The organism is Novosphingobium sp., assembly GCF_031417815.1.
Lineage (GTDB): Bacteria > Pseudomonadota > Alphaproteobacteria > Sphingomonadales > Sphingomonadaceae > Novosphingobium.
The window spans coordinates 1-10,974 of the sequence record NZ_JANOWI010000047.1 but is presented as its reverse complement, the minus strand read 5'-3'; the positions used below and the strand labels follow the sequence as shown (position 1 = coordinate 10,974).

The following is a 10,974-nucleotide window of genomic DNA, read 5'->3' as shown; positions in this document are numbered from 1 at the left end:
CCCCCCCCCCCCCTCGCTCCCCCTGCTGGGGGGGCGGGGGGGGCCCCCGGGCCGGGGTTGCAAGCTTTTCGCGGAGGCGAAAAGCGCACCCGACAAAAACTCAGACGGGCAAAGACTCAAATTCAAACCACACCGGTGCGTGATCGCTGGCTTTCTCGCGGCCGCGATGGTCCTTGTCGACTCCAGCAGATTTGAGGCGGTCGGCCATTTCGGGTGAGAGCAACGCGTGATCGATCCGAAAGCCGTGGTTCTTGGGCCAGGCTCCGGCCTGATAATCCCAATAGGTCCAGACCCCGCCCGCCGGGTTGAGCGTGGCGAGCGCATCGGTCCAGCCATCGGCCATCAGGCGGAAGTAGGCATCGCGCGAACCGGGCTGCATCAGCGCATCCGCTTCCATCGCGCGGGGCGAGAAGACATCGCAGTCGTGCGGGATCACGTTGTAATCACCGGTCACCACTGCGGGCACTTCCTCAGCCGAAATCTCGGCCATGCGGCTGCGCAGGCGCTCCATCCAGCGCAGCTTGTAGTCGAACTTGGGCCCCGGGACCGGATTGCCGTTGGGCAGATAGATGCAGGCCACGCGGACGCCGAAGACATCGGCTTCGAGATAGCGTGAATGCTCGTCCTCCGGCTCACCGGCAAGACCGCGCTGCACTTCGACCGGCTGGGTGCCATCGGCCAGGATCGCCACGCCGTTGAAGCCCTTCTGGCCATGCCAGATCGCTTGGTATCCCAGCTTGTGGAATTCCTCGGCAGGAAAGCCCTCGTCCTGGGTCTTGATCTCCTGCAAGCAGGCAACCGCAGGCCGCGTTTCTTCCAGCCATTCAAGCAGCCGTGGCAACCGCGCCTTGATCCCGTTGATGTTGTAGGTCGCGATCTTCATCAGATAGCGAAGGACGAACCGCAACCGCAGCCCGAGGCTGCCTGGGGATTTTCGACCTTGAACGCCGCGCCGCCCAGCGATTCGACATAATCGACCACGCTGCCGGCCACCAGATCGAGGCTGACGCTGTCGACCACCAGGGTAACGCCGCCCTGTTCGACCACCAGATCATCGGCTTCGGGCGCATCGGCGAGCCCGAACTTGTATTGAAAGCCCGAACAGCCGCCGCCTTCAACCGAAAGGCGCAGCACTGCGGGCTTGCCCTGCTTCGCGGCAATCGCCGCCACACGCGCGGCGGCGCTGGGGCTGAGGGTCATGGTCTGGACATCCATAGTCCCGATGTAAGCGCTGTGGGGCCCGCCCGCAAGCGAGCCTTATGCAGATTGGATATAGCTGCGCATGGCTTCGGCTTCGGAAACGATCGCATCGATCCGGTATTTGACCAGATCGCCGATCGACACGAACCCGCAGATCGCGTCGTTTTCCACCACAGGCAAGTGGCGGATGCGTCGCCGGGTCATCAAGCCGAGCGCATCAAGTACACCGGTTTGCGGATCGACGGTGATCGGCGGCGAGGTCATCACCTCGCCCACCGTCTTGTCGAGCATCGCGGGGCCATGCGCGGCCAGCTGGTAGACCACGTCGCGTTCGGAAAAGATCCCGGCAATGCGTCCGTCTGAAAAGACCGGGATCGCCCCGATGCGCTTTTCGGCCAGCAACTTTACCGCATCGCCGACGCGCTCTGCAGCATCGCAGCCGATCACATCGCCGCTGCGCCCCTGCATCAGTCGGGCTATCGTCATCGCGCCTCTCCTGCCTCTGTTATTGGCAAGGGCAGGATGACACGAAGCGGGCCGCTTGGCGAGTCAGGGCGCTTCGGGCACCGCGTCCGGCGGATAGAGGCGGAAATCCTCCACCGGCGTGCCGCCGACCAGGTGCTCGGTGACGATCCGGTCAAGCACCGCGGCGGTGCAGGAATGATACCAGACCCCGTCCGGCCAGACCACCGCGATCGGCCCTGCGGCGCAGATCTTGAGGCAATCAGCCTTGGTCCGGGCAATTCCGCCGTCCCGGTCGAGCCCGTCCTGCTTGAGCCGCTTTTTCAGGTGCTTCCACGCCGCGCTGCCAACCTCGCGCGAACAGCATTCGCCTTTTTGCGCTTCGGCACACAAGAAGATGTGGCGGCGGATCTTGTCCCCCCCGGTCGTAGCCAAGGCTTCGCGCGCCTTTTGCAGATCGCCGGGATCGACGCTCATGCCTTGAGCATCCAATTGCCCAGCTGCACGCGGTAATCGTTTGCCACCGGGGTCGGCCGGTCATCAGCGATCGCCACCAGCACCGAGCGGGCAAAGGCCACCGGCTTGCCGTTCTGGGCCAGCAGCTGGATGATCGTCCAGCTGGTCCGCCCGATACCCTCGATCGCGCAATGCACCGAAACCGGATCGGGAAAATGGCCCTGCGCGAGGTAGTCCATGCTGATACTGGCGACCATCGCCCGCCGCTCGCCGATCTTGATCGCCGTGCCGATCGCCAGATTGAAACGCACCCGCGCGTCTTCCATCATCGCCGCCAGCGCCACGTTGTTGAGGTGCTGGTTGGGATCGACATCGGCAAAGCGCGTGGTCGCTGCGTGCGTGAAAGGATAGCGCGCGGGATCGAGCAGGGCAGGTTCGGGACGGGGCATGCCGCCAGCGGTAGCGCCGGCGTGGCGCTTATCCTAGCCCTTCTTGCCGACGATCCGGGCGATTTCGGTGGCGACCAGGCGTTCGACCAGCGGGGGCAGGTTGGCATCGAGCCATTTCGCCAGTTCGGGGCGCAGCAGATCGCGCACCATGCCTTCAAGCGAGGTTTCGCCCGAACGCACGATCTGCGGCGCAGCGGGCGGCTGGGCCATCATTGCCAGCGCAGCCAGCGATTCGCTGATCGAGCTGACGGTTTCGCTGGCAACCAGGCGGTCGTCAGCGGAATCCGCGTCAACCTCTTCGCCCAATTCGGCAAGATCGAGCACGTCGTCGTCGTGATCGCCTGCGTTACCCGCAAAATCGCGTTCATCCTGGCCCATCCCGCGCTCCTCGCGTTCGCGCCGTTCGACTGCCGCACCTTCGCGGTTGTCACGTGCAATCACCTTCTTGATCGACGCAAGAATCTCTTCAACCGAAGGTTCACCAGCCTGGCGCATCGCCCCAACTCCAAGCACAAAGTCCTGTCCCGTCCCGGCGTGGGACAGAATCACTGACTGGTGATTGAACCGTCCTGGGTGCGTGTGTCAACGGTGCGCGTCGATTCAGTGGTCGGATCGGGGTCGTTGCTCCAGTCCCACACCTTGCCGCGCACCCGGTCGTAATTGACTTCGGGATCATACAGAACGCCGCCGTCGAGGCCGAGATCACGGGCTTCGGCCCGGCCCATCGCGGCCAGCAGATTGAAGCCCGCGACATAGGCGTTGCGCCGCGCGGTTTCGAGCTGCACCTGCGCCGAGAGCAGTTCCTGTTCGGCGTTGAGGATGTCGAGGATGGTGCGGTTGCCGACCGTATTCTCGGCGCGCACCCCTTCGAGGCTGAGCGTTGCCGCATCGACCGCGGTCTGCGACGAGGTGATCAGCGAAAGCGAGGCCTGCCACTGCGCATAGGCCGAACGGACATTGGCCACGACCGCGCGTTCGATCCCGATCTGCTGTTCCATCGTCGCGTCCTGGCGCGCCTGCGCGGCGCGGCGCTGTGCGCCCGGGGCCCCGCCCTGGTACAGCGGGATCGTGGCCCGCACACCGGCCTGCGAGGAGGTGCCGCTCTGGTCCAGCAGTGGGGCGTTGGCGCCGCCGAAGGTGCCGAAATAGTCCGAATAGTTGCCGCCCGCAAAAATGCTCACCCGCGGCATCCGCGCGGCCCCGGCCACGCGCACGTCATAGCCCGCCGCCTTTGAGCGTTCGCGCGCGGCGAGCAGATCGGGGTTATGATCAAGCGCATAGGCCACGGCCACTTCCGCCGTTTCGGGCAAGCCCATCAGCGGCGGCGGCGCTTTGAGGTCGACCGGCTCCTTACCGACCACCTGGATATAGCGTTCGCGCGCCGCGATCAGGTTTGCTTCGGCGCTGCGCAGCTGGCCTTTGGCGAGCGCGAGACGCGAATCCGATTGCGCCACATCGGTCCGGGTCAGATCGCCGATTTCGAACCGGTCGCGCGTGGCCTGGAGATTGACGTCGAGACGTTCGACATTGCCGCGGTTGAGGCGCACCACTTCCTGCGCCAGCAGCACGTCCATATAGGCCGCGACGACCTGGACAAAGATATCGCTTTCGGTACCGCGCAGGTCTGCCTGACCGGCACCAACCCGGGTTTCAGCCGCCCGCACCGAATTCTTCACCGAACCACCGGTGTAGATCGGCACATTGAACTGCACGCCAACATCGAAATTGCGCGCCGGAGCGGTGGTGCTGGCCGAACTGCCGGTGCGCGTGGTGAATTCGGTATAGGTGGCGGTGCCGGTGGCGGCTGGCATGCCGTTAGACCGGGCGATCGGCACACCTTCGTCGGTGGCGCGTTGCTGCGCGCGCGCAGCCTGCAGCGTCGGGTTGGTGTTGTAAGCCATGACCAGCGCCTCGCGCAGGTCATCGGCAAAGGCCGGCGAAGCCAGCAGCGACGCGCAACCCGCGAACAGCGACCATCGTGCCGCGCGCGAAACCCGGGGTTTCACCATGCCCTCAAAAACTCCAGCTCTTGGCTGCGGCAAATTCGCGCAGCACCGGTATTCCCATCTCGGCGCGGGTTGTCAGCGCTGCCTTGCCCCCCGCCTTGCGGCCAGTTGCAAGGCTGGTGACGGCACCCCTGACGAGGCCCGTCACCACGCGTCCGCCGTCGCGCAGGACGGCAACCAGCGGATCGGGCAGCGCTTCCACTGCACCGTCGATCAGCAGCAGGTCGAACCCGCCGGATCTGGCCTTACCGGCCACGGCATCAGCCGCGTCGATCACTTCGACCGATGCACCCATCGCTTCGACCAACGCCGCGAGATAGCCGCTGCCGGCACTGACCACCAGCGCACGCTCACCCGGCTGGGGCAGAGCCTGCGCCAGCATTGCGGCCTGCACCAGCGGCGCAGGCAAAGCGCGGCCGCCCTCCAGCGGGATCGCCCGGTCGATATAGGCGTGACCGCGCGCGGCTGCCGGGACATGATCCTCGCGCGGCACGGCGGCCATCGCGGCAAGCACGGCGCTCTGGTTGATTCCGCTGGTCCGAAGCTGGCTGTCGATCATCGCCCGGCGAGCGGCAGCAGCAGGATCGATGGCGGCGGTTACGGTCATGGTTCTTCGGCCCTTTTCGCGCACTGTGTTACAAAGGCAAAACAGTTATGGCAACCGTGCAAGCTTGCGTCTGCTTTGACGACACGGCCAAGCTGCGCCTATGGGGGCGCGAGGACGAGTTCAAGAGGGAAATCGGGCGATGACCGACATGGTGACCATCCGCGAGGCCGACCTGATCGATAGTGTGGCCGATGCGCTGCAGTATATCAGCTATTACCACCCGATGGATTACATCCGCGCGCTGGGCGTCGCTTACGAGGCCGAACAAGGCCCCGCCGCCAAGGATGCAATCGCCCAGATCCTTACCAACAGCCGGATGTGCGCCGAAGGCCACCGCCCGATCTGCCAGGATACCGGCATCGTCAATGTGTTCATCGCCTGGGGCCAGAACTGCCGGCTCGAATCGAAGCTGTCCTTGCAGGAGGTGGTCGATGAAGGGGTGCGCCGCGCCTATCTCAACCCCGAAAACAAGCTGCGCGCTTCGATCCTGGCTGATCCCGCGTTCACGCGCCGCAACACGCGCGATAACACCCCAAGCGTGCTGCATGTTGATATGGTGCCGGGCAGCACTGTTTCGATCGATGTGGCGGCCAAGGGCGGCGGGAGCGAGAACAAGAGCAAGTTCAAGATGATGAACCCCAGCGATAACCTGGTCGACTGGGTGCTTGAAATGCTGCCGCAGATGGGGGCCGGCTGGTGCCCGCCGGGGATGCTGGGGATCGGCATCGGCGGCACTGCGGAACACTGCATGCTGCTCGCCAAGCAATCGCTGATGGAACCGATCGACATGGCCCAGCTCAAGCAGCGCGGCGCGCAAAACGATATCGAAGCGCTGCGCATCGAGATTTTCGACAAGGTCAATGCGCTGGGCATCGGTGCGCAGGGGCTGGGCGGGCTCTCGACCATCCTTGATGTCAAGATCATCGACTGGCCGTGCCACGCCGCGGGCAAGCCGGTGGCGATGATCCCCAACTGCGCCGCCACCCGCCACGCGCATTTCACACTCGATGGATCAGGGCCGACCTACCTTGAAACCCCCAAGCTGGATCAATGGCCCGACGTTCACTGGGCACCCGACAAAGCCGCGATCCGGGTCGATCTCGATGCACTGACGCCCGCAGTGGTGCAAAGCTGGAAGCAAGGCGACCGGCTGCTGCTCAACGGCAAGATGCTGACCGGGCGCGATGCGGCGCACAAGCGGATCCAGGATATGCTGGCCAAGGGCGAGGCGCTGCCAGTCGATTTCAAGGACCGCGCAATCTATTACGTCGGCCCGGTCGATCCGGTCTTTGGCGAAGTGATGGGCCCGGCCGGACCAACAACTGCTACCCGGATGGACAAATTTACCGACATGATGCTCGAACTGGGCCTGCTGGCGATGATCGGCAAGGCCGAACGCGGGCAGGGCGCGGTCCAGGAGATTGCGCGCCACAAGGTGGCCTACCTGATGGCGGTGGGCGGCGCGGCCTATCTGGTCAGCCGCGCCATCCGCGAAGCCAAGGTCGTGGCGTTCGAGGATCTGGGCATGGAAGCGATCTACGAATTTACGGTCGAGGACATGCCGGTGACCGTGGCGGTCGATTCTGAGGGCAACAACGTCCACCAGCTCGCGCCGCTGGTGTGGCGCGACAAGATTGCCCGGGAACACCTGCTGGGGTGATCGGCGCTTCGATGAACCCTGCTTGCGGTTCGACCAACCCGCTGGCCATGGGCCATGATTCCCCGCTATCGCTGTGCGCCTGATGGATGAGACTGCAACCTCTCCCGCCCGCGTGCCCGCGCGCACCGTGCTGCTCTCGATCGCGGGGCTGTGGCTGTGCTATCTGGCGCTTATCTCGCTGCGTTCGGCGCTGATCGACCAGACCTATTTCTGGGAAATGCTGGGCCTGCGCGCGCTGGTGACTTTGGCCGGAATTGCCGTCACCGCGATGGCCTGGTCGATCCTGCGGTTGTTCGATCACAAGCGCGTCGGTCTGCGCATGACGATTGCGGCGGTGGTGATGCTGCCGGCCTCGCTGGCCTTGGCGCTGATCAACACCCAGGTCTTTGCCGGGATCGATCAGCGCAATTTCAAGCAGCAGCGCAACCCCAGCGATGTCCAGTTGCGTCACGATACCGCGGGCAATGTGCTGGTCGATATTCCCGATCCGCCGCAGCTTACCCCGCAGCAGCTGGCTGCGCTTCAGGCGCAGTTCGCCAAGCAGGGGCTGTGGCGCCAGCTGACCGATATCGCGATCGGCCGTTATTTCCTGCTGCTGGCCTGGGCCGCGCTCTATTTCGCGATGGTCAACGCCGAACAGGCCCGCCTGGCCGAACGGCGCGAGGGTGAATACAAGCGCGCCGCGAAGGCGGCCGAGCTCAGGTCGCTGCGCTATCAGGTCAACCCGCACTTTCTGTTCAACACGCTCAATTCGCTGTCGGCGCTGGTGATGACCGGCAAGCCGGCCAAGGCCGAGCAGATGATCCAGTCGCTTTCCGCGTTCTATCGCCGTAGCCTGGCCGAGGATCCGACCGGCTATGTTTCGCTCGAACAGGAGCTGGCCCTGCAGCGTGCCTATCTCGAGATCGAGGCGGTGCGCTTTCCCGAACGGCTGCTGACCCGGTTCGATGTGCCTGCTGAGCTTGAAGACATCATCGTGCCCGGGATGATCCTGCAGCCGCTGGTCGAAAATGCGGTGCGCTATGCGGTGACCCCGGTCAGCCGCGCGGTCACAGTTGCGATCACCGCGCGCGACGAGCAAGGGCGCCTGGTGATCGAAGTCAGCGATGACGGACCGGGCGAAAGCGCAAACGGCCGGGCCGGGTTCGGGATCGGGCTCGCCAATGTCCGCGACCGGCTGGCCGCGCGCTATGGCGATGCGGCCAGTCTGACGGCCGGCCCGCGCGCTGACGGGGGGTGGCACTCGGTGATCCGGTTGCCGCTGGAACGGCATGGCTGACGAAACCCTGGCCACGCTGATCGTCGATGACGAGCCGCTTGCGCTCGAACGGATGGAGCACATCTGCGCGGCCTTGCCCGCGCTCAGGGTCGTCGGCACCGCGCGCGATGGCAAGGCTGCGCTTGAAGCGATCGAAGCGCTTTCGCCCGATCTCGTCCTGCTCGACATGACCATGCCCGAGCTTGACGGGATCGCGGTGGCCCGCGCGCTGATGAAGCGAGACGATGCCCCGGCGGTGGTGTTCGTCACGGCGCACGACAATTTCGCGGTCGAGGCCTTCGATCTCGAAGCGGTCGACTATGTGCTGAAACCGGTAACCCCCGAACGGCTCGAACGCGCGGTGGCGCGCGCCGCAGCGCGCCGCAGCACGCGCGCGCGCGGTTTGCGCGATTGGCTCGGCGAATTCTGGGTGCCCTATCGCAGCGAGCTGCTGCGCATCGCGGTCACCGATGTCGACCGGATCGATGCCGAGCGTGATTATGTCCGGCTCCACGTCGGGCAGAAAGACGGCACCAGCCGCAGTTACCTGCTGCTGCAAACCGTGTCAGGGCTCGAAGCGCGGCTTGATCCGGCGCTGTTCATCCGCCTGCACCGCTCAACCATCCTGCGCCGAGACCGGATCACCGGCTTGCGCCACGACGGGCTGGGGGTCTGGTCGGCCGAACTCGAGGATGGCAGCCAGGTGCGAATCGGGCGAACCTATCTTTCCCGTGCAAAGGCCATGGCCGGGCGCTAGGATGGTCCTGCGATGGGACTTCTGCTGATCTTTCTCCTGGGCATTGGCAATTTCGCCGTGCACCAGGCCGTGCGGCAAAGCCGGCATCCGCTGCTCGGCCAGGTGCCGTTCTATTTCCACCTGCTGGGGGGCAAGTTCAGCCTGGCGGTAGAATTCCTCATGCTGCTGGGTGCGATGCTGATGGTGGCGCAGGGATCCTGGGGCTGGGCGCTGTTCTATGGCGCTTACACTGCGGTTAATGCACTGGCAGCGTGGTTGATCCTGTCCAGACGGGTGTAGCGGGAACTTTGCCGCCGTTCACCGGTTGCGCAGGCATGACCAGCAACACCCTCCTCTGGCTCGTCGTCAATCCGGCGAGCGGCAGCAACGACGAAAGCGCGCAGCAGGCGCTGGTCGATAGCCTGACTCAGGCCGGCTTTGCGCCGGACAGGCTGGTCGATATCACCAAGGACCCCGATATCGCCCCGGCAGCGCTTGATGCAGCAGGCGTGGCCACGCTGGCGGTGTTCACCGGCGATGGCACCTTAAGCTCGGTCATTGCCGGGCTTGGCGGGTGGCGAGGCAATGTGCTGGTGCTACCCGGCGGCACGACCAACCTGCTGGCCAACGCGCTGCATGGCGAGGATGTGACGCTGGAAAACGCGGTTGAGGCTTTTGCCAGGGGCGCGCTGGCACCGGTGCAGCGCAGCGGCATCGCCTGGAGTGGCGGGCTGGCGGTGTGCGAACTGCTGGCCGGGCCTGGCGCCACATGGAGCGATGTGCGCGAGGAACTGCGCGAAGGCAATCTTGTCGCCATGGCGCAGACCGCGGTCGATGCCGCGCGGCAAAGCGGCAATGGCGCGCTGGTCCGGCTGTGCGAACCCGATATCGGCAAGGCCGAGGGTTATGGCGGGGTGCGGCTGGTGCCTGAAGCGGCGGGGCTGGTGGTCGATGGCTACGGCGCGGAAAGCGTGGCCGATTACCTCAAGCAAGGTCTGGCCCTGTTGCGCCGCAATTTCCGCGAAGGGCCGCACGATCAACTGGGCGCTCATCTCCGGGTTCACTGCCAAACCGCCAATGGCGCCGCGATGGACCTGATGGTCGATGGTGAACGCATGACCGGCAAGCCCGAAGAGACGTTTTCGCTTGCGCCCTTGCCGGTCAATCTGCTTGCACCGGTGGGATGACCGCGCCCACACTCACGCTCTATCACATCAGCGACCTCCATTTCGGGCTTGAGGACCAGCGCGCGCTTGGCTTCTTCAAGGCCGAACTGGCGCGCGAACGCCCGGCAGCGGTGCTGATCACCGGCGATCTGACGATGCGCGCGCGGCACCGCGAATTCGCGGCCGCCAGCGCCTGGATTGCGGCGCTCGATGTTCCGGTAACGGTCGAGATAGGCAACCACGACATGCCCTATTTCAACCTGATCGAACGCTTCACCGATCCCTATCGCCGCTTCCGCAAGATCGAAACGCTGCTCGAACGCGAACTGCTGCTGCCCGGGCTGGCGGTGGTCCCGCTCAAGACCGCAACGCGCGCACAGTGGCGCTTTCCCTGGTCGAACGGCTGGGTCACCGACCGGGCGCTGGCCGAATGTTGCGATATGCTCGACGCGTTACCCAGCGGCACCCGCGCGATCGTCACTGCGCACCATCCGCTGACCGAACGCAATGCCCGCGGCAAACGCCTGACTATCGGTGGCACCCGGGCGATGGAGGCGCTGGCGGCGCGCGGGGTTAGCGCTGTGCTCAGCGGGCATGTTCATGATCCTTTCGATCTCGAACAGCATACCACTTCAGGGCCGCTCAGAATGATCGGCGCGGGCACCCTCTCGCAGCGGATCCGTTCGACCCCGCCCAGCTTTAACGTGCTGCGCGTGACGGCGGGCGGGATCGCGGTTGAAGTGCGCAATCTCGAACACGTGCCAACCGATGACATGCAGATCGACGCAGTGCCCGAAAACGCCCTCCCGCCGCGCGAAGCGGGCGAACCGGTTGCCCCGGTAGGTCATGTCCCCGCAGTCGATCCGCCGGTGCATTAGAGTCTGTTTCAGTGAAGCTGAAACAGGCAACACCGGCCCGCTCCCCCTCCTGGCCACCCACGAGAGTACCCTGAATGGGTGGCCGGGAGGGGGAGC

14 protein-coding genes are annotated in these 10,974 nt (G+C 65.1%); 6 read left to right on the top strand and 8 right to left on the bottom strand.

Annotated elements, in window-relative coordinates; translation table 11 throughout:
- Positions 1-100 precede the first annotated feature (100 nt).
- From xth to RMN99_RS12740, 8 genes are all read right to left on the bottom strand, one after another.
- Positions 101-883 (bottom strand): exodeoxyribonuclease III, encoded by a 783-nt coding sequence (gene xth, locus RMN99_RS12775; RefSeq protein WP_309623702.1) that lies wholly within the window; start codon positions 881-883, stop codon positions 101-103.
- Positions 883-1,215 (bottom strand): iron-sulfur cluster insertion protein ErpA, encoded by a 333-nt coding sequence (erpA, locus tag RMN99_RS12770; protein WP_309623701.1) that lies wholly within the window; start codon positions 1,213-1,215, stop codon positions 883-885. The genes xth and erpA overlap by 1 nt, the downstream gene beginning before the upstream one ends.
- Positions 1,216-1,257: 42 nt before the next feature.
- Positions 1,258-1,686, bottom strand: coding sequence for a CBS domain-containing protein (locus RMN99_RS12765; RefSeq protein WP_309623700.1), 429 nt, complete (start codon positions 1,684-1,686; stop codon positions 1,258-1,260).
- 63 nt (positions 1,687-1,749) lie between these two features.
- Entirely contained in the window at positions 1,750-2,139 is a 390-nt protein-coding gene (locus RMN99_RS12760; RefSeq protein WP_309623699.1) for a (2Fe-2S) ferredoxin domain-containing protein, read from the bottom strand.
- Positions 2,136-2,567, bottom strand: a complete 432-nt coding sequence (locus RMN99_RS12755; RefSeq protein ID WP_309623698.1) for an acyl-CoA thioesterase — start codon at positions 2,565-2,567, stop codon at positions 2,136-2,138. Before RMN99_RS12755 ends, RMN99_RS12760 begins: the two co-directional genes overlap by 4 nt.
- A gap of 33 nt (positions 2,568-2,600) precedes the next feature.
- Positions 2,601-3,062, bottom strand: coding sequence for a DUF2497 domain-containing protein (locus RMN99_RS12750; protein WP_309623703.1), 462 nt, complete (start codon positions 3,060-3,062; stop codon positions 2,601-2,603).
- A 50-nt stretch (positions 3,063-3,112) separates the two neighbouring features.
- Positions 3,113-4,576, bottom strand: a complete 1,464-nt coding sequence (locus RMN99_RS12745; protein WP_309623697.1) for a TolC family outer membrane protein — start codon at positions 4,574-4,576, stop codon at positions 3,113-3,115.
- Between the two features lie 4 nt (positions 4,577-4,580).
- Positions 4,581-5,180 (bottom strand): protein-L-isoaspartate O-methyltransferase, encoded by a 600-nt coding sequence (locus RMN99_RS12740; protein WP_309623696.1) that lies wholly within the window; start codon positions 5,178-5,180, stop codon positions 4,581-4,583.
- Positions 5,181-5,319: 139 nt separating this feature from the next.
- On the opposite strand from RMN99_RS12740, the gene RMN99_RS12735 reads away from it, so the two are divergent.
- From RMN99_RS12735 to RMN99_RS12710, 6 genes are all read left to right on the top strand, one after another.
- Positions 5,320-6,840, top strand: coding sequence for a fumarate hydratase (locus tag RMN99_RS12735; RefSeq protein ID WP_309623695.1), 1,521 nt, complete (start codon positions 5,320-5,322; stop codon positions 6,838-6,840).
- An 82-nt stretch (positions 6,841-6,922) separates the two neighbouring features.
- The gene (locus RMN99_RS12730) at positions 6,923-8,119 is read left to right on the top strand and encodes a histidine kinase (RefSeq protein ID WP_309623694.1); all 1,197 of its coding nucleotides are present in this window, start codon (positions 6,923-6,925) and stop codon (positions 8,117-8,119) included.
- Positions 8,112-8,855 carry a LytTR family DNA-binding domain-containing protein gene (locus tag RMN99_RS12725; protein ID WP_309623693.1) on the top strand — a complete coding sequence of 248 codons (744 nt, stop codon included), beginning with the start codon at positions 8,112-8,114 and terminating at the stop codon, positions 8,853-8,855. The genes RMN99_RS12730 and RMN99_RS12725 overlap by 8 nt, the downstream gene beginning before the upstream one ends.
- Before the next feature lie 12 nt (positions 8,856-8,867).
- Positions 8,868-9,134 carry a hypothetical protein gene (locus RMN99_RS12720; RefSeq protein ID WP_309623692.1) on the top strand — a complete coding sequence of 89 codons (267 nt, stop codon included), beginning with the start codon at positions 8,868-8,870 and terminating at the stop codon, positions 9,132-9,134.
- Between the two features lie 35 nt (positions 9,135-9,169).
- The gene (locus RMN99_RS12715; protein ID WP_309623691.1) at positions 9,170-10,021 is read left to right on the top strand and encodes a diacylglycerol kinase family protein; all 852 of its coding nucleotides are present in this window, start codon (positions 9,170-9,172) and stop codon (positions 10,019-10,021) included.
- The gene (locus RMN99_RS12710) at positions 10,018-10,878 is read left to right on the top strand and encodes a metallophosphoesterase (protein WP_309623690.1); all 861 of its coding nucleotides are present in this window, start codon (positions 10,018-10,020) and stop codon (positions 10,876-10,878) included. Before RMN99_RS12715 ends, RMN99_RS12710 begins: the two co-directional genes overlap by 4 nt.
- Positions 10,879-10,974: the final 96 nt, after the last annotated feature.